The organism is bacterium (assembly GCA_019912885.1).
Lineage (GTDB): Bacteria > Lernaellota > Lernaellaia > JACKCT01 > JACKCT01 > JAIOHV01.
Window position 1 is genome coordinate 23,954 of the sequence record JAIOHV010000229.1, and the last position, 19,589, is coordinate 43,542.

Here is a 19,589-nt window from a genome sequence, read left to right on the forward strand (position 1 = left end):
CCTGACCCTCCTTCGCGCCGCCTGCCGTGCGGGCCGAACATTTCAATCGAGCGGGTCAAAAGCAGCGTCCGCGGCCCGTCAACGTCCGCCGGCAACGCGGCCGCCGATCGTGATTTCCTTGTAAGTGGCGTGTAAGTGCGGGCGCCTACTCTCGCGTGGAACCGTAGAGCTCGACACCCCGAGCCGCACGGCCAAAGGGAGGGCCGCCCGCGATGAGCCATCCGTTTTCTCTACGTCGAACACGGCTTTCGATCGCCGCCGCACTCGCGGTTTTTGCCGTCGCGATCCCGGACGCCGGCGCCGCGACCGGCGAGCAGAATTTCACCAATTACTGCTTCGCGTGCCACACGATCGGCGGCGGCAAGCGCGTCGGCCCGGATTTGAAGGGCGTCACCGAGCGCCGCTCCCACGAGTGGCTCGTCAAGTTCGTCGCGTCGTCGCAGTCGGTCGTCAAGAGTGGCGACCCGGACGCCGTCGCGCTGTTCGAGGAATACAAGATCGAAATGCCGGACGCGCCATACACCGCGGACGAGATCAAGGAGATCCTCGCCTACATCGCCACCGGCCCGACGACGCAGGCCTTCGTGCCGCTGCGGGCCACGACGCCCCAAGACATCGAGCGGGGCCGGGCGCTGTTTCAGGGCCACACGCGCCTTGCCCAAGGCGGTCCCGCGTGCAACTCGTGCCATCACGTGAAAAACGACGCGGTGATCGGCGGCGGCATCCTGGCCAAGGATCTCACGGAGGTGTTCGCGCGCATGGGCGCGCCGGGCATCAACGCGATTTTGGGCAAGCCGCCGTTTCCGGTCATGGAGGAAGCGTACCGGAACAGGCCGCTTTCCGAAGACGAGGTATTCGCCCTGGTCGCCTTTCTGGAAGACGCCAACCGGCAGCAGGCGTTTCAGCAGCCCAACGACTACGGATTCAAGCTGTTCTACAGCGGCTCGGCCGGGTTCGTGCTGCTCCTCGGGATCTACGGGATCATCGGGCGCAAGCGGAAAAAGCTCTCGGTGAACCACAAGATCTTTGACCGCCAGACCAAAAGCCAATGACCGGGAACCGCGCGAACGAAGCGATGACGCCGCCGCCACGGACAAGAACGAGGAAGGGAAAACCATGAGCTGGATCCAGGACATCATCTCCCCCCAGACGCGCCAGTGGGAAGAGTTTTACCGCAACCGTTTTCAGCACGACCGAATCGTGCGCAGCACGCACGGCGTCAACTGCACGGGCGGATGTTCGTGGCAGATCCACGTGAAGGACGGCATCGTGGTCTGGGAGACGCAGCAGCTTGATTACCCGCTGCTTGAGGATTCGCTTCCGCCGTACGAGCCGCGCGGCTGCCAGCGCGGCATATCGTATTCCTGGTATCTCTACAGCCCGCTTCGGATCAAATACCCGCTGATCCGCGGCGCACTCCTTGACGCCTTCGAGAAGGAGAAGGCCGCGGCCAACGGCGACGCCGTCCTCGCCTGGGAAAACCTGCAAAAGGACCCCGTCAAACGCGCGGCCTATCAAAAGGCGCGCGGCAAGGGCGGCTTTCGCCGGGCGAATTGGGATACCGCGCTTGAATTGATGGCCGCCGCGAACATTTACACCGCCAAAAAACACGGGCCCGACCGCGTGTTCGGCTTTTCGCCGATCCCGGCGATGTCGATGTTGAGTTACGCGGCGGGCTCGCGGTTTCTGCAACTCTTCGGCGGCGTGAATCTGAGCTTCTACGACTGGTATTGCGACCTGCCCACGGCGTTCCCGGAAATCTGGGGCGAACAGACCGACGTGTGCGAGAGCGCCGACTGGTACAACGCCAAGATGATCGCCGACATGGGCGCGTGCCTGAACATGACGCGCACGCCGGACTGCCATTTCTTCGCGGAGGCGCGCCACAACGGGACCAAGGCGGTGGTCTTCTCGCCGGACTTCAGCCAGGTCTGCAAATACGCCGACCAGTGGGTACCGCTGCACGCGGGCAGCGACGGCGCGTTCTGGATGTCGGTGACGCACGTGATTCTCAAGGAGTTTCATCACGAGACGCCGACCCCGTATTTCATCGACTACGTCAAGAAACACACGGACAGCCCGTATCTGGTGAAGCTGGAAAAGTCCGGCGATCGCTTTCGCCCCGGGCGCCTCGTGCGGGCCAACGAAATCGACCGGTGGAAAGACATCGAAAACGGCGACTGGAAATTCCTGAACATCGACACGGACAGCAACGAGCTGGTCGTGCCCAAGGGCGCCGTCGGCCACCGCTGGGACAAGAACCCCGGAAACTGGAACACGCTGCACGAAAACGCCGCGGACAACCGGCCGTACGATCCTCGGCTGACCCTGATCTCGGACCGGGACGACACCCTTCCAACGGAGTTCACCGACTTCGCGCTCGACAAGACCGTCGTGCGTTCCGTGCCCGTGCGGTACATCGAGACGACCGAGGGACGCGTCCCGGTCACCACGGTTTACGATCTGATCATGGCGCAATACGGCGTCGGACGAGGCCTCGCGGGCGACTACCCGAAAGACTACGACGATCCGGACGCCGCCTACACGCCCGCCTGGCAGGAGACGCTGACCGGGATCGATTCCAAAACCGTCCTCCAGTTCGCGCGCGAGTGGGCCGGCACCGCGGCGGCCACGTCGGGCAAATGCATGATCATCATCGGCGCGGGCATCAATCACTGGTACCACGCCAACCTGATGTACCGCGCCGGCGCGATGGCGCTCATGCTATCGGGGTGCGTCGGCCGGAACGGCGGCGGGCTCAATCACTACGTCGGCCAGGAAAAACTCGCGCCGGTCGACTCCTGGTCCGCCATCGCGTTTGCCAAGGACTGGCAGGGGCCAAGCCGCCTGCAACAAGCGCCACTGTGGCACTACCTCAATACCTGCCAGTACCGGTACGACGGGCAATTCTCGCGATACAACACGGTTCCGAAAAACGCGCTCACCGCCCAGCACACGGCCGACACGATCTTTCAGTCGGTGCGCAACGGCTGGATGCCGTTTTACCCGCAGTTCGACAAGAACCCGCTCGACCTGTGCCGCGAGGCGCAGGCCAACGGCGCCGTGACGGATGACGAGATCGTCCAGTACGCGCTCGAGAAGTTGAAGAGCCGGGACGTTCAATACGCCGTCGGCGATCCGGACGCGGCGTCGAACTTCCCGAGGGTTTGGTACATCTGGCGCGGCAACGCGATCATGGGGAGCATGAAAGGGCACGAATACGCCCTGAAGCACTACCTGGGAACGCACTCCAACGCGATCGGAAAGGACTCGGACGAACACACGGCCGAGGTCAAATGGCACGACGTGGCCCCGACCGGCAAGATGGACCTGGTCGTGGACCTCAACTTCCGGATGGACTCGTCCGCGCTGTATTCCGACATCGTTTTGCCGGCGGCGTCCTGGTACGAGAAAGCCGACCTCAACAGCACGGACCTGCATTCGTTCATTCATCCCCTCTCGCAAGCGGTCGCCCCGGTGTGGGAGTCGAAGTCGGACTGGGACATCTTCAAGGCGCTCGCCAAGGCGACCGCCGACTGCGCCCGGAAGCACATGGCCGGAACGCACAAGGATCTCGTCGCGACGCCGCTGTCGCACGACACGGCGGACGAGATCACGCAACCGCAGGTCAAGGACTGGTACCGCGGCGAATGCGAGCCGATTCCCGGCCGGACCATGCACAAGATGGGCGTGGTCGAACGCGATTACACGAAGCTTTACGAGAAATTCATCACGCTCGGCGAAAACGTCCGCTCGAAGGGGCTCGGCGCCCACGGCAATCACTACCTGTGCGAGGAGGAGTACGACCAGCTCATCGCCTCGCGTCATTTCCCGACCGAGGTCGTGGACGGAAAAACCTTGCCGTCGCTTCGCGAGGACAACCACGCGGCGAACGTCCTGTTGCATCTGTCGACGCTCACGAACGGCAAGCTCAACATGCGGGCGTACCGCAACATGGAAAAGCGGACGGGATTGACGCTGGCCGATCTGGGCGCGGGCAGCGAGGACGTGCACCTCACCTACGAGGAGCTTCAGGCGCAACCCCGCCGATACAACACGTCGCCTCTGTGGTCCGGGTTGATGAACGACGGCCGCGCCTACAGCGCGTACACCTACAACCACGACCGGCGGGTGCCCTGGCGGACGCTGACGGGCCGCCAGCACTTTTACCTCGACCACGAGTTCTATCTCGCCTACGGCGAAAATCTTCCGACGTACAAACCGTCGCCGAAGCCCGACGTCTATGGCGATCTGAAAGAGACCCTCAAGGGCGGCGAGGCGATCGTCCTCAATTGCCTGACGCCGCACGGCAAATGGCACATCCATTCGACGTACATGGAAAACCACCGGATGCTCACCTTGTCGCGGGGATGCGAGCCGTGCTGGCTGAGCGAGAAGGACGCGACGGCGCTGGGGATCGAGGACAACGACTGGGTGGAGGTCTACAACGACCACGGCGTTTACTGCACGCGCGCGTGCGTCAGCTCGCGAATCCCCCGGGGCGTGTGCATCGTGTACCACGTGCCGGAGCGCACGGTCGGAATTCCCAAATCGCAGGTGCGGGGCAACCGGCGGGCCGGCGGGCACAACAGCTTCACCCGGATTCACCTGAAACCGAACTACCTCAGCGGCGGCTACGGCCAGTTCAGCTACCACTTCAACTACTGGGGTCCCATCGCGCCGCAACGGGACACGCACGTCATCGTCAAGAAAATGACCACGGTCGTCTTCTGAACAGGGGCACAAAAATGGACGTCAGAGCACAAATTTCCATGGTCTTCCATCTTGACAAGTGCATCGGCTGTCACACGTGCAGTGTCGCCTGCAAGAACATCTGGACCGACCGCAAGGGCGCCGAGTACCAGTGGTGGAACAACGTCGAGACCAAGCCCGGCACCGGCTATCCCGGAAAGTGGGAAGACCAGGACGTTTACAAGGGCGGATGGACCCGAAACGGCAACGGACGTATCGAATTGAAAGGCGCGGGCAAGCAGAAGGGCCTCGCCAATATTTTCCACAACCCCGCCCTGCCTACGATCGACGACTACTACGAGCCGTTCACCTACGACTACCTGAATCTGATCGAAGCGCCCGCGGGTGACGATCAACCGACCGCGAGGCCGATTTCGCTCATCACGGGCGAACCGATGGACGTGAAGATGGGACCGAACTGGGACGACGATCTCAGCGGGACGCCCGACTACGCCCGCAACGATCCGAATCTTGAGAACCTGACGCCCGCCGAGCGGGACGCCATGTTTCAGCTCGAACGCATGGCGTTCTTCTACCTGCCCCGGATCTGCAACCATTGCCTCAATCCGGCGTGCGTCGCCTCGTGCCCGTCCGGCGCGATCTACAAACGCGGCGAGGACGGCATCGTCCTGATCAACCAGAAGGTGTGCCGCGCCTGGCGCATGTGCGTCACGGCTTGCCCTTACAAGAAGTCCTACTACAACTGGCACACCGGCAAGTCCGAGAAATGCATCCTGTGCTTCCCCCGCATGGAGGCCGGTTACGCCCCCGCATGCATGCACTCGTGCGTGGGGCGTATTCGTTATATCGGCGTTCTTCTCTACGACGCCGACCGGATCGAAGCCGCGGCGTCGGCCGACGAAAACGACCTGGTGGCGCGTCAGCTCGACATCCTGATGGATCCCTTCGACGAGACGGTGATCGCGGCGGCCAAGGCCAACGGCATTCCCGACTCGACCATCAAGGCGGCCCAGGACTCGCCGACGTACAAGTTCGTCAAGGAATGGGGCATGGCCCTGCCGCTCCATCCCGAATTCCGGACGTTGCCGATGCTCTTCTACGTGCCGCCGCTATTGCCCGTGATGGCGTCGGTGACGCCGTCGGACGGCGCCCAAAAGGAAAAACTGAATACCATCGCGAAGCGATGGGAGGAAAACCGGCTCTACGACACGAGCACCGAGGAGCTTTGGGGAGCGATCGAGCAGGCCCGCTTCCCGCTCAAATACATGGCGAGCCTGTTTGGCGCGGGGGATACGACGGCCGTCGCGCTACGCCTCAAGAGACTGATGGCGGTCCGGCTGTATCGCCGCTGGAAGACCGTGGGCGATATCGCGGAGGAAAAGATGAAGCAGGCCCTCGCCGAAACCGGCCTGACGCAGGAGTCGGCCGAAGGCATCTTCTACCTGACGGCGCTCGCCAAATTCAACGATCGCTTCGTGATCCCGCCGGCTCATCGCGAGCAGGCGATCGAGATGCTCGAGTTCACGGGCGACGTGAAGGGGTCCGTCGGCTTCGGCTTCCGGGAGAGGCCGGAGCGGGGGTTATAAATATGTCCCTGGCGCATTACGACTCTCTTGCGGGCCTGGTTGCCTATCCCGGTCCCGGATTCGAGGCCGAACTTTCACGGGCGATCGCGCTTCATTCCGAGCTTCACCCGGGCACGGCGCGGGAAATCGAGGCGTTTCGCGAGCAACTGCCTCTCGACGACCTTGTCGCGTTGCGGGAACTGCACACGCGGACCTTCGACGTTCAGCCCATCACCACGCTCGACATCGGTTACACGCTCTTTGGCGAGGATTACAAGCGGGGAGCGCTCCTTGCGAATCTGAGCGCGGAACACACGCGCGCGGGCAACGACTGCGGCGCGGAGCTCGCCGACCATCTGCCGAACGTGCTGCGCCTGCTGCCGAAAATGGCGGACGCCGCGCTGCGCGAGGAGTTTGTCCGCCTTTTGCTCGCGCCCGCGTTGCGGGAAATGATTCGCGACTTCGAGCCGTCGCGTCTCGCCAAAAAAGAGGATCTGTATCGAAAGCACCACAAGACCATCATCGCCGTCGCGACGGGGCCGGCCCGCACCGCGTGGCGCCACGCGCTCGAGGCGATATTCGAGCGGCTGCGCGCGGATTTCGCGTTGGACGACGGCTTTTCGGACGACATGGCTTCCCGGTTTGCCGGCGCGCTTGGCACCGAACTGGCCATCGAGGACGGCGGAACCTGCGTCAACAACGGGAGAGGTGCGTGATGAATTTGCCGAACGCGTTTCTGTTCGCGGGGCTGCCCTACGCGGCGGCGCTGATCTTTCTCTACGGAACGATTCAGCGGTACCGCTCGAAGGGTTTCAAGGTCACCTCGCTTTCGTCGCAGTTCCTGGAGGGGAACGCGCTGTTTTGGGGCACCCTGCCCTTTCACATCGGAATCCTCGTAGTCTTCTGCGGTCACCTGACGGCCTTTCTCATCCCGCGCGGACTTTTGCTCTGGAACAGCCACCCGGTGCGCCTGATCGTATTGCAGGTCTGCGCGTTCGCGTTCGGCCTGAGCGTCGCGGTGGGTTTGCTTGGTTTGATTTATCGCCGGCTGACCAACCGGCGGGTGCGGATGGTGACGACGCGAATGGACGTTGCCATCGAGGTTCTTCTGCTGGCGCAGGTGATCCTCGGCCTGTGGATCGCGCTCGGATATCGCTGGGGTTCGTCCTGGTTCGCCTCGGATCTCACGCCGTATCTCCGATCGCTGTTTGCCCTCAATCCGAACATCTCGGCCGTGAGCGCGATGCCCGTCGTGGTCAAACTTCACATCACCGGCGCGTGGCTCATCCTGGCGATCTTCCCGTTTACGCGCCTTGTGCACATCCTGGTGGCCCCCCTGCACTACATCGCCCGGCCGTACCAGCGCGTGATCTGGAACTGGGACCGCAAGGCCGTGCGGGATCCGGCCACGCCCTGGAGCCGGGTGCGCCCCCGGAACAACTGAGCCGGGAAAGCAAATGCGCGCGCACGAACATCGTAAGGTCCGTACCCTCCGGTTTGCCGGATAGGGAGTCCGATCGTGGAAGAACGAGCGACGGCGACCTCGCACAAGGTGCTGGCCCTTAACACGCTCGCGTTTGCGGTCTGCTTCGCGGCCTGGATGCTCAACGGCGTCCTGGTGACGTTCCTGTCGATCAACCAGGTCTTCCCGTGGGGTCCGGTCGAGATCGGCTGGCTGATGGGAATTCCGGTGTTGACCGGATCGGTCCTCCGGCTCCCCGGCGGCATCCTGACCGACCGGTACGGCGGCAAGCCGGTGTTCGGCGCGTTGCTGCTGCTGAGCGCCGTGCCGATGTTTCTGCTGTCGCGGGCCGACGGTTTCCAGGCGTTCGCGCTTTGCAGCTTCGGTTTCGGGCTGACGGGCGTCGGCTTTTCCGTCGGAATCGCGTTCACATCGGTCTGGTATCCGAAAAAGTTCCAGGGGACGGCGCTCGGAATCTTCGGGGCCGGAAACGCGGGGGCCGCGGCAACAACGCTACTGGCGCCGACGCTCTTGAACAGGTTCACCGACAACGGCGCAAACCTCGACGGCTGGCGGCAGCTCCCGATCGTTTACGCGGCGACGCTCGTGGCGATGGGGCTGATCTTCCTCATCTTCACCACAAACAAGAAACCGGCCAGCTCGGTCAAGACGCTTGGCGCGATGCTATCGCCGCTTCGGAGCGCCCGCGTCTGGCGTTTCGGGCTTTATTATTTTCTGGTCTTCGGATGTTTTGTCGCCTTTTCGCAGTGGCTCGTCCCGTATTTCGTGAATGCCTACTACCTGCCGCTTGGCGTGGCCGGGTTGTTTGCGTCCCTGTTCAGCTTCCCGTCGGGCGTGATCCGCGCGGCGGGGGGATGGATGTCCGACAAGTGGGGCGCCCGCCGGGTGATGTATTGGGTCCTCACGGCGTCGTGCCTTATCAGCTTTGCCGTGACGATTCCGCGCATGGAGATTCTCTCCCCGGGCAAGGGGATCATGGCCACGCGCCCGGGCACGGTCACCGCGGTATCCGGGCAAAGCCTCAGCGTGGACGGCCTGATCTATCCGTTGATCGAGAAGCCGACCGCGTTTGCCGACCTGGAATCGGGAATCCTCGTTTTTCCGAGGAAGGAAGTCTGGCAGGAACCCGCCGTCGCCGTCGGCCAGACCGTCAATCGCCGGGAGCTGCTCGCGAAGGGCGTCACCCGGATCTTTTTCCAGGCCAACGTCTGGATCTTCGCGGGACTGGTGATGCTGCTGGGCGCCGTTTGGGGCATCGGGAAGGCGGCCGTGTACAAATACATTCCGGACTATTTTCCCGACGAGGTCGGCGTCGTCGGCGGCATGGTCGGGGTGCTCGGCGGCCTTGGCGGTTTTTTCTGCCCGATCATCTTTGGATATCTGCTTGAAGGCACGGGACTCTGGACGAGCTGCTGGATGTTCATGTTCGTTCTGTCCCTGACGTGCCTGGTCTGGATGATGCGGACCGTGCGCCGGCTCGACGCGAAAGCCGCCCCGCGCACGTACCGGCACCTCGAACACCAAACAGACGCGGGAATGGCATGAGCTCGGCCGCAAAAACGCAATCCGGCCGCGACACCGTCGCGAACGGCGGCATCGGGGGGTGGCTTTCCACGTGGGAGCCGGAGAACGCGGCGTTCTGGCGGGAGACGGGCAGCCGAATCGCCTGGCGAACGCTGACCCTCACGACGGCGACGCTGGTTCTTTCGTTCGCCACCTGGTTCGTGATGAGCGTGCTTGTCGTGCGCCTGCCGGCCATCGGCTTCAAGTTCGACACGATGCAGCTCTTCTGGCTCGCGGCCATGCCCGGACTCGCCGGCGGAACGCTGCGGGTCATTCACACATTCCTGATTCCCATTTTCGGCACGCGCCTCGTCATCGGGGTCGCCACGCTGCTCAAGATCATCCCCTGCCTCGGCCTGGGGCTTGCGGTCCTTACCCCGACGACCCCCTTCTGGGTCTTCATGGTGCTTGCGCTCCTCGCCGGGATGGGCGGGGGTGATTTTTCATCCTACATGCCAAGCACCAGCCTCTTTTTCCCCAAACGCCTTCAGGGCGCGGCGCTCGGCATTCAGGCGGGCATCGGCAATTTCGGCGTGAGCCTGGCTCAATTCGTAAGCCCGTGGATCATCGGCTTCGCGGCGTTCGGCGCGATCGCGGGCGGCGCGCAGGTTTTCACGAAGGGCGAGGTCACAAAACCGATCTGGCTGCAAAACGCCGTGTTTGGGTATATCCCGCTGCTTGTCGTCGTGGGAGGGCTATGCCTGTTCCTGCTTCGATCGGTGCCTGTGAAGGCGTCGTTTCGAGAACAACTCGATATCTTCAAGAACCGGCACACCTGGTTTTGCACCGCGACGTACGTGATGACGTTCGGATCGTTTTCGGGATTCGCCGCCGCTTTCCCGCTGATGATCACGACGATCTACGGCGTCTTCCCGGACGCGCCGGATCCGTTGAAGTTCGCCTTTCTCGGACCTCTGGTCGGTTCGGCCACGCGCGTCCTTTTCGGATTTGTCGCGGACCGGACCGGCGGCGCCATTCTCACGCACATCGCCGGCCTGGCGATGACCGCCATTTGCGCGATCATCGTTTTTTTCGGCTTGCTGACCCCCGTCTCGGTCGATCAATTCCCTTACTTCGTCGCCTGCATGCTTGGCCTGTTCTTTTTCGCCGGGATCGGGAACGCCTCCACCTTCCGCCAGTACCCCATCGTCTTTGCGCACTCACCCCGGCAAGGCGCCCAGGTGCTCGGCTGGACGGGAGCCGTCGCCGCTTATGGACCGTTCGTCTTCTCGACCCTGGTCGGCGCGTCCATTACCCGAACCGGCTCCGCGGCGCCCTTCTTCGTTGCGGTCGCGGTCTTCTATCTCGTCGCGGTCGGAATCAATTGGTGGTTCTACACGCGCAAAGGCTGCGAGCATCCTTCGTAGCGCGCGCGGACCGGCCGGGCATCGCTTTCGCGTTGATCGCGACCCGCCATTCGGGCTATGATGTGGCGTAGCTTACGGGCATGACGCCGCGCCCCCGACGTCCGAAAAACCCGCCGGCGATCGGTATCCGGTCGATGGGGCGTTTTGCGTTGTTTTACCCAAGGTCCGCCGAGGTGAGACGATGTTCTCGGGCTGGCCCATCATCGAGGGCACCGATCGCGAGTCGAGCGACGCCGTTTACGGCTGGCTCGTCCGACTTCGCTGGATCGCGCTGCTCGGCGTGGCGCTCGTCCTTTTGCTGGCGGGGCCGGTCCTTTCGATGCTCCCGGCCGGCGTGGCCGGTGGACTCTGGGCGACGGCGGCGGCGCTCGCGGCCTACAACGCGATGCTGGTCGTCATGGGGCCGCGCCGGGACCGGTTATGGTTGACGCACTTTGCCGTGCAGATCACGGTGGACTGCGTGGCGCTCGCCACCTTCGTGCATCTGGCCGGCGGCCCGGAAAATCCCTTCCTTCCGCTTTTCGTGCTCCACGTCGTCACCGCGGGTATTGTCATGTCGAGCCGCGGCGCGCTGTTTACGCTCGGCCTCGCCATCGCTATTGTTTCAACGATCATTCTTGGGGAAGGCAGCGGCCTCATCCCCCACCATTGCCTGCGCGGCCCGGGCGCGGCGTGTAGCACCGGAATTCTCGACCTGCGTGCGATCGCCCAGCTCGGCGGCCTCGTGCTCTCTCTTGTCGGCGCATCCCTTTTCACGCGTTTCCTGGCGGCAAGGCTGCGCGCCGGCCAACGGCGTTTGCTTTCCACCGTCACGGAACTTACCGCCGAGAGACAACGGCTGGCGGACACGCGAGCGGCGATCGAAACCGAGCGCTCCCGGTTGCAGGCGATCATCGACTGCATGGACGACGCGGTGACCTTTCTGGGACCCGGCGGCATTCCGCTGTTCAGCAACCGCAAGGCGCGGGATCTCTGGCGTAACGGCGCGCCGCCGGGAGGCTACGAATCCCGCGGCGTTTTGCCTCATAACGGCGGCGCCCGCGCCGCCTCGCGCGCCCGGACCTCGTTCGAGCAGGGAGGCCGCGCGTTTGACGCGATCCGTTCGCCGGTGCGCGGCGCAAAGGGAGCGAACCTTGGAACGGTGTTGGTCGTGCGCGACGTGACCGACCGCCTCGCGATGGACAAGCGCCACATGCACGAGGAGCGGATGAACGTCGTGGGCAAGCTCGCCGCGACGATCGCTCACGAAATCAACAACCCGATCGGGGTCTTGTGTTTGTATAGCCAGCATGCGCTGGCCCACCTGTCGCGGGACAACCCCGTCTACAAGAATCTCGAGACGATCCGCCGCAACGCCGAGGATTGCCGCACGATCATCGGGAACCTTCTGAAGCTGGCCCGTTCGCCGAAGCCGGAGCGCCGGCGGGTTGACCTGCGGCGGTTGTGCCGCGAGGTGGTCGAGTTCGTCGAGCCGCTGGCGCTGCGTCATGGTATTGCAATCTCGGGCGGGATTCACGCGAGCGACGTGCCGATCTGGGCGCAAGCCGACGCAAGCATGTTGCATCAGGCGCTGCTCAATCTGGCGGTGAACGCCATCGAAGCCGGCGGCGCGGGCGACGAGGTCTCGATCGGCGCTTACGAAACGCAGGACGGCCTATCGCCCGCGCAGGCCATCGAGGTCCGCGACACTGGCGCGGGGATTGCCGCCGGCGATCTCGAACGGATCTTCCAGCCGTTTTTCACGACGAAACAGACGGGGACCGGGCTTGGACTTTCCGTTGCCGACAACATCGTCAAGGGCCACGACGGCCGGATCGATGTGGAGAACGCGCCGGGTAGGGGAACGGTCTTTCGCATCGTCCTGCCTGACCCCGCGCGGGACGACATGCCGCCGGACCCGCCCCGCTTGGGCGGGGAAACCTTTTTCGCGGCGGGCCGGGCATGACAGGCGCGCGCATTCTCGTCGTGGACGATAATCGCGACCTGGCGAACGGAATCGCCATGGTGCTCGGCGAAGCCGGGCTCAAAGCCCACGTCGCGTATTCCGCCCCAAGCGCGCTTGAGCTCCTGGAAGCCGGCGAATTCGAACTGGTGTTGAGCGATATCCGCATGCCTTCCATGAGCGGCCTCGATTTGCTCAAGGACATCCGCGCGCGCTGGCCGTTGACGAAGGTCGTCCTGATCACGGCCTACGGCGCCATCGACACGGCCGTCGATGCGATGAAAGGCGGGGCGTGCGACTATCTGACCAAACCTTTCGACAACGACGCGCTCGTGGACGTCGTGCGGCGCGCCCTCGCAAGCGGCGTCGCCTCCGGCGGCACCGACACGGCCTCCGTCGTCGGCGACGTCGCGGCGGCCATTTCCGCCGAGGATCTCTTGCCCAGTTTAAGAAGCGCGCTTGCGGTGCTTCTCGAAGCCACCGGCGCGGACGATGGTGAGATATTCCTGTGCGAACCCGAAGGAAGGGATCCGCTGCTCGCCGCGTGGGCGGGACCGGACGCCATCGCGCTTGCGGATCGAACGCGCTTCGAACCCGGCGTCGGCTATCCGGGTATCGTCGTGGCGACGGGCAAACCGTTGTCCACCAAGGGCGGACTGGCGGACGATTCGCGATATCTAAGGCGGCGCGTCGTCGATGCCGGTATACGTTCGTTTGTGGCCGTTCCCCTTCCCGACACACACGGAGCCCTGGGCTCGATCCACCTGATGTCCCGGCGCCATGATTTTCCGACCGAACACGTGCTCGAGTTGCTGACGCGTGCCGCTTCGCCCGTCAGCAATGTGGTGCGCGCCGGACTCGCGGCATTGCGTCAGTCGGTCGACCGCGTTTGCGGCGACACCGACGAATCGACCGGCCCGCCGCTTCGCGTCCTTCTTGAATCCATGAGGCAGGTCGCGGGCGCCCGCAATGGATCGCTGTTTCTGATCGATCCGCGCACCGGATACCCGGACCGTGTCGTGTCCACCGGCCCGGCATCGCTGTCGTGCGGACACGCCGCGGAGAACTCCTGGATGGGCTGCCCTTCCATCCTGGCCGCGCACGGGTTCGTCGCGGACTCCAGCCGCCGTACCTGGCCCGACCGCTGCCGGTGCGGACTGCCGCGGCGTGCGGCGACGCCTTGTTGTCTTCCGCTCGTCGCGGGAGGGCACGTTTACGGCGTCGTCTTTCTTGATTTCGGAAGGGATGGAGCCGAAAACGCGATCGGCCGGCTCGTGCCGCTTTTGACGATGGCGCACCAGACCGCCGTCAGGCTGCAATCGCATCGCGCGGGGCACACGCCGACCGTGGAAAGTAACGGTTTCGCCGCCGGCGCCGCGGCGCACCCGACGCCGGGGCTCGAGTTACGTTGCCTTGGTTCCTTTACTCTTGCCCTTGGGGGCCGGCCGGTGCCGGCCGAGGCCTTTTCGCGAAGCAAGGCGCTCGCGTTGCTCAAGTTCCTTGCCTTAAAGGCCGGCACGCCGCAGCACCGCGACGTGCTCATCGAACACCTGTGGCCCGAGGTCAACCCCCGGCACGGGATCAACCGGCTGTATGGCGTCATCCACGACCTTCGCTCGGTGATCGAGCCGCGCCGGGCCCGGCAGGAATGGCTCTACGTCGTCAATCGGGGCGAATTTTATTATCTCAATCTGGATGCGCCGATCGACCTTGATCTCGTCCGTTTTCGCAAGTTGTCGTCGCGGGGGCTTCGGGCCGGTTTCGCGGCGACCGCGGACGTCATCGACGACCTCGAACGGGCCGTGGAGCTTTACCGGGGCGATCTGTTCGAGGACGATCCGTTTTCCTCCTGGTGCGAGGCGGAACGGCAGAAACTGAAGGAAACGCACGCGAACATGCTCGATCGGCTCGCGCGGCTTCACGCAAAACGGGGCGCGCCGGAAAAAGCGCTCGAATGCCTGCGCCTCGCGCGGCATTCGTCACCGTTTTGCGAGAACCTTTTGCAGGCGCAAATGCGTCTGCTTTCCGAATTGGGGCGACCCGCGGAAGCGATGGCGTGCTATCAGGATTACCGGCGGCTGCTGATGGACGATCTCGATGCCGAACCCACCGAGGATATCCGGATTCTCTATCGGCGCCTGATGAGAACGACGCAGGAACAGGCGAACCGGCAAGGGCGACCCGCGTCCCGGCCATGACCGCGACGTCCCGCTAACGCGAACACCATTTACGGCGTGCCCGATCCGCTTTCCTCGCGGGCGTCTTCGTCCGCTTCCATGGCCCCGCGCAGGTAGGTGAACGAACCGACGAGCCACACGAGCGTGCCAAGGCCGAGGAAAGCGAGCGTGCCCCGCGCGAACGGGACGGCGTTCCGGAACAGGATGTCGCCGATATCGGTATCCATCCCGCCGGCAAAGCAGGCCGCGCAGTAGAGAATCACGCCCACGACCGTCATGACGAAGCCGGCGAAAATCATCCGCTTACCAGTTTTTTGCATGGATTCCGCGCGCGCGGCCGTCGAAGGGAGCGCGGGCGATCGGGATTCCGAATCGGGGATCTCGCGAACGAAGGCGCCCGCGGCATGCCGGTTCAGAATTCGGGAAGACAACGGGGTCGTGCTCATGGCGAACCTCCAAGTGACGACGAACGGGTGCCCGGGCGGCCGGTCGCCGCGAGAGCGGCAAACGGCGATCCGGTGGAAAGCGGGCGCCTCAGATCGCTCCATGCGGAAAGGAGCAGATAAAGAAAGCGGTTCACCAGACCAAAGAAGGTGAACAGCCAGGCGATGATGGCAAGGATAACGAAGGATCGGGATATCCAGGCGAGAAACGGCAACTCGAAGGTCTCGACGAGACGAAAGGTGCAGACGCTGTACATCCCGAGCGGAAAGACCATTCCCCAATACAACGGGTCATACGTGAAGGCCACCTTGCGCACGACGTGCCGCCAGATGCCGAGAACGATCAGCATCGGAATCCACCAGGTCGCCGTCGCCCAATAGAGAATCGTGAACCCTTTGACGAACGGGCGGATCGACTCCATGAACGGCGAATCGCCCGAAACCGCGACGAGTGCCGTGCCGGCAAGCGTCGAGATGGCGACCGCGCCCATGTTGATCCAATACGGCGGCATGAGGTCGGCCGGGGAAAACCGGAGAAACGTATAACGATAGAAGATCAGCGAGATCATCCAGATGTAGAGCATCCCGCCGCATAGCCAAAAGGAGGTCAGAAAAAACAAGGTCGCGTCCCGATTGCCCGAATGCCCGGGAAGGACAAGGCACCCCAGGACGGCGACGGACTGCGTTGCCACGACCGCGACAAGCCAACCGCCGTTGATGCCTTCGGCCAGCGACGGTTTCACCTCCCGAACGCTGAGCGCGACAAAGACCGTGTAGGTACAAATCACCCAGAGCAACAGGCCGGCAATCCACAGCGCAAAGCCGATCGCCAGGGAATGCCGCACAAGGACAAACTGGGATCCCAGCACGCACGTCGCGGCCACCATCGTGAAGAATCCGGGACTCCGCTGATGGCAGCTCCAGTCGGCGAGGAACGTCTCGCGAAACCAGAGCGCCCGGGCCATCGTGGCAAGCCAGATCGCGCCATACGCGAAAATGTTGACCCAGAACAGGAACGCCGACAGATCGCGCAAGCCGAGCAGATGGCACGCGATGCAGACGATCCCCGTCGCCATCGACATCGCGAAATACGCCGGGTGAAACGTCGCCACCCCCTCGCCGAGGAAGCGGCGCGCGCGTCCCGATGCCGGGAACGATGCCCGGCTCTCCACGTCCAATCCCATCATGCAGGAAATTATGAGCTCGGTCCCGTTGCGCCGGGAATCGGGCTTCGTCCGATCGCGGCGTAGGAAGGCGGGAAGGCGCCGGTCGGCGTTTGTCCTACAATTTCAACCGACAAGACCGTTGCGCACGGCGTACTGGATGATTTCGGCGTTGGAAGCGAGCGACATCTTTTCGAGGATGCGTGTCCGGTACGTACTCACGGTTTTGACGCTGAGTTGGAGTCGTTCGGCGATCTCCGACACGGATTTGGCCGACGCCAACAGCAGAAAGACCTCGAGCTCGCGGCCGGAAAGGGTTTCGTGCGGCATCTCGCCGGGCTTTTTGGCCAGGTGATCGGCAAGCTGTTCCGCGAGTGTTTCCGAGAGATAGCGCCGTCCCTTGCGGACGGTTCGAATGGCCTTGAACAGCTCCGTATCCGCGGCTTGCTCTTTTGTGAGGTAGGCGGAGGCGCCGCCGGCGAGCGCGCGGACGACAAACTGCCGCTCGCTGTACATCGACAACACGATCACCGGCAGGCTCGGCCGCGCTTCCTTGATTTGCGGCAACGCGGCCAGGCCGTTTTCGGCCCCGAGCGCGACATCCAGGATCACGACATCCCACGGCGCCGACCTCACCTTCCGGAGCAATTCCGCGCACGTCGTCGCTTCCCCGATCGTGACGCCCGGAAACTCCAGCTCGAGGATCCGGCTCAACCCGGATCGCACGATCGCGTGGTCATCGGCGATGAGAATCTTCATGGTCCGCCATCCGGACCCGCCGCGCCATCCGGCGCTATCGGCGCCTCCCGGGGCACTTCAACCTCGATCGTCGTGCCTTCTCCGGGCCGTCCCCGCACGGCGAACGAGCCGCCGAGAAGGTGGACACGCTCGCGCATGCCCAGGATGCCGAGCGACTGGGGCCCTTCGGCGTCCGCGGGCTCGATGCCCTTGCCGTTATCGTGAATCGTAAGCGCAAGAGTCGCTTCGTTGCCCATAAGGTCAACGCTCACTTCGGTTGCGTCGGCATGTCGGATGACGTTCGTCAAGGCTTCCTGCACGATCCGGAACACGGTGGTCGATACCAGCCCGTCGATGGGCTCCGAAACATTGCCGACATTGAGAATGATCGCAAGACCGGAGTTGGCCTCGCGATCGCGCACAAGCCAATCGACGGCCGCGGCAAGCCCCAGCCGATCAAGCACCGGGGGACGCAGTTCCGATGAAATCCGCCGGACGGAATCGATGGCGCGGTTGATCTGCTCGCCCATCTTGACGATCGCCTCATCGCCGGCCAACGAGTCCGGCCGGCGCGAGCACACGCGGCAGACGGTCGAAAGTTCCATCTTCAGGCCGGTCAGAATCTGGCCAAGTTCGTCATGAAGTTCGCGCGCGATCCGGCTTGCTTCTTCGTCGCGCGCCGCCTGGAGTCGATGAGAAAGGGCGCGAAGCCGCCCCTGGGCTTCGTGAGCCTCCTTTTGCCGGGTGGCCAAGGCGTCGGCCATGGCGCTGAACGAAACGGCAAGCTCCCGCAACTCCCCGTGACTTCCGGGCAACGGAGCCCGCGCCGAGAGGTCGCCGGCGCCGAACCGTCGCACCGCCCTCGTCAGCGCGCGCAAGACACGCAGCACGGAGAACTCAGCCGCGAAAATCGCCGAGGCAATCGCGAAAATCGTCACCAGGATGAGTCCCACCAAGGTGCGGTAGAAGGCGTGATTCGCCGTCCCTTGCACGCGTTCGTACGGCAAGCCGGCGACGACGAAGATACCGGGGATGCCTTCCATCGGCGTCGCCACAAAAAATCGCGACATCGCGTCGGGACCGATATCGATGACGGCTCCGTGCGGGCGGCCCAACGCCTGGGCGAGGGCGGGATTGGGTTGCTGTTGCTCGGCGGCGAGAAGGCCCGTATCCGCACCCGAACGCGCGAGCACGTGCCCGTCGCGGTCCGTGATCAGCAGCGAGTAGTCCGCCGGCAGATTCGCCTGCTCGGCCAGTTGATCGAGCCAGCCGAGTTCCACCGCCACGAACGCAACGGCGCAAGGCGCTTGATCCGGGCCGCGAATCGCATGGGCCAGGTGCAGGACGGGTCGGTCGACGAAGCCGACGACATACGTCCCCGTCTCGACCTCGATTGAGCCGAGTGCGCGCTCGAAGGCGACGTTCGTCTTCAGGCTCGAATGCCGGATGTCCGCCGCGCTGCACACAACCTCGCCGTCCGGATCGGCAACGCCGATATTCGCGAACTGGGGAAATCCGTTGAGAAGCGCGGGTAGGTATTCCGGACAGACCGGCGCCGCCACCGGCGGCCCGCCTTCGCACGCGAGCACGTCGCCGAGGCGACGAAGGAGGTTGCGGCCGCCGTTGAGCTGATGGGCGTGTTCGCGCGACGCCAGGTTTCCGAGATGGCGCGCCTCGGTTTCCATGCGTTCCAGAGCCGCCACGCGCTCCCGGGCCGCCGCAAGAAAAATGAACAGGACCGCCGGTACGGTCGCGAAGCCGATGAGCAATATCAGGCGGCCGCGTAGGGTAAGGAAGACTTTGACGAACCGCCGCGTCGTCGATAGCTGTTTTCCGCTGACCTCGCGGTTTTCCATCGGCTCACGGGACGCGCCAGGCCGGCGCGGCGCGGTCATACGGGTTCTTCCTCCATCGCATGATCGAGTATGGCCGTCGCGTGGATCGTCGTTGTGTCATAACACGGGTATCCCGGTGCGCGGCAGGTCCAGGACAGTAGCGCGATACGTATCAGGCATTGACGTCCGTACGGGAGCCGGTGTCAAGGGAGGCGGGATGCGTCTTAAAGTCGCGGAAGCTGTGCACGATCGGCATCGCTCGCAATACAACTCGACGGCACGCTCCGGGTTGCGGAGGTTTCGGGCGGCGGGCGAAACGAGGAGATGCCACGGCTCGGCGAAACCCGGTTCCCGGTAGTCGACGACATCGGCGCCGCCCTTATGCCGGCCGCGATTCTAGGTAGCCGGTAACCCGGCCACCGAAAAGCCCACTGGGACCTGATCCTTGTGCACCAGGTGTGCACCACGACACGGAAAAACGAATCCCCGGGGGAATTTCCCCGGGGATTCAAGGACTTTGGTCGATCGGGGTTGACGGGACTCGAACCCGCGGCCTCCGGCGTGACAGGCCGGCGTTATAACCAACTTAACTACAACCCC

The 19,589-nt window shown here is 63.9% G+C and carries 13 protein-coding genes and 1 tRNA gene; 9 read left to right on the forward strand and 5 right to left on the reverse strand.

Going from position 1 to position 19,589, the window contains the following annotated elements; translation table 11 throughout:
- Positions 1 to 212: 212 nt before the first annotated feature.
- From K8I61_20375 to K8I61_20415, 9 genes are all read left to right on the forward strand, one after another.
- Entirely contained in the window at positions 213 to 1,052 is an 840-nt protein-coding gene (locus K8I61_20375) for a cytochrome c (protein ID MBZ0274400.1), read from the forward strand.
- 64 nt (positions 1,053 to 1,116) lie between these two features.
- Positions 1,117 to 4,734 carry a nitrate reductase subunit alpha gene (locus tag K8I61_20380; GenBank protein ID MBZ0274401.1) on the forward strand — a complete coding sequence of 1,206 codons (3,618 nt, stop codon included), beginning with the start codon at positions 1,117 to 1,119 and terminating at the stop codon, positions 4,732 to 4,734.
- 14 nt (positions 4,735 to 4,748) lie between these two features.
- A complete protein-coding gene (narH, locus tag K8I61_20385; protein ID MBZ0274402.1) occupies positions 4,749 to 6,299 on the forward strand; it encodes a nitrate reductase subunit beta in 1,551 nt (516 codons plus the stop codon).
- 2 nt (positions 6,300 to 6,301) lie between these two features.
- Positions 6,302 to 6,994, forward strand: coding sequence for a hypothetical protein (locus K8I61_20390; protein ID MBZ0274403.1), 693 nt, complete (start codon positions 6,302 to 6,304; stop codon positions 6,992 to 6,994).
- Complete coding sequence (gene narI / locus K8I61_20395) at positions 6,994 to 7,722, forward strand: respiratory nitrate reductase subunit gamma (GenBank protein MBZ0274404.1); 729 nt, start codon at positions 6,994 to 6,996, stop codon at positions 7,720 to 7,722. Before K8I61_20390 ends, narI begins: the two co-directional genes overlap by 1 nt.
- A 75-nt stretch (positions 7,723 to 7,797) precedes the next feature.
- Positions 7,798 to 9,306, forward strand: coding sequence for an MFS transporter (locus K8I61_20400; GenBank protein ID MBZ0274405.1), 1,509 nt, complete (start codon positions 7,798 to 7,800; stop codon positions 9,304 to 9,306).
- The gene (locus K8I61_20405; GenBank protein ID MBZ0274406.1) at positions 9,303 to 10,691 is read left to right on the forward strand and encodes an MFS transporter; all 1,389 of its coding nucleotides are present in this window, start codon (positions 9,303 to 9,305) and stop codon (positions 10,689 to 10,691) included. Before K8I61_20400 ends, K8I61_20405 begins: the two co-directional genes overlap by 4 nt.
- 181 nt (positions 10,692 to 10,872) lie before the next feature.
- Positions 10,873 to 12,636 (forward strand): hypothetical protein, encoded by a 1,764-nt coding sequence (locus K8I61_20410; protein ID MBZ0274407.1) that lies wholly within the window; start codon positions 10,873 to 10,875, stop codon positions 12,634 to 12,636.
- Positions 12,633 to 14,831: a response regulator gene (locus tag K8I61_20415; protein ID MBZ0274408.1), complete on the forward strand. Its 2,199-nt coding sequence runs from the start codon at positions 12,633 to 12,635 to the stop codon at positions 14,829 to 14,831. The genes K8I61_20410 and K8I61_20415 overlap by 4 nt, the downstream gene beginning before the upstream one ends.
- 29 nt (positions 14,832 to 14,860) lie before the next feature.
- On the opposite strand, the gene K8I61_20420 is transcribed toward K8I61_20415, so the two are convergent.
- From K8I61_20420 to K8I61_20440, 5 genes are all read right to left on the reverse strand, one after another.
- Entirely contained in the window at positions 14,861 to 15,256 is a 396-nt protein-coding gene (locus tag K8I61_20420; protein ID MBZ0274409.1) for a hypothetical protein, read from the reverse strand.
- Positions 15,253 to 16,440 carry a tellurite resistance/C4-dicarboxylate transporter family protein gene (locus tag K8I61_20425; GenBank protein MBZ0274410.1) on the reverse strand — a complete coding sequence of 396 codons (1,188 nt, stop codon included), beginning with the start codon at positions 16,438 to 16,440 and terminating at the stop codon, positions 15,253 to 15,255. Before K8I61_20425 ends, K8I61_20420 begins: the two co-directional genes overlap by 4 nt.
- Positions 16,441 to 16,542: 102 nt before the next feature.
- Entirely contained in the window at positions 16,543 to 17,175 is a 633-nt protein-coding gene (locus K8I61_20430; GenBank protein ID MBZ0274411.1) for a response regulator transcription factor, read from the reverse strand.
- The gene (locus K8I61_20435; GenBank protein ID MBZ0274412.1) at positions 17,172 to 19,010 is read right to left on the reverse strand and encodes a HAMP domain-containing protein; all 1,839 of its coding nucleotides are present in this window, start codon (positions 19,008 to 19,010) and stop codon (positions 17,172 to 17,174) included. The genes K8I61_20430 and K8I61_20435 overlap by 4 nt, the downstream gene beginning before the upstream one ends.
- Positions 19,011 to 19,515: 505 nt before the next feature.
- Positions 19,516 to 19,589 (reverse strand) — tRNA-Asp (locus K8I61_20440).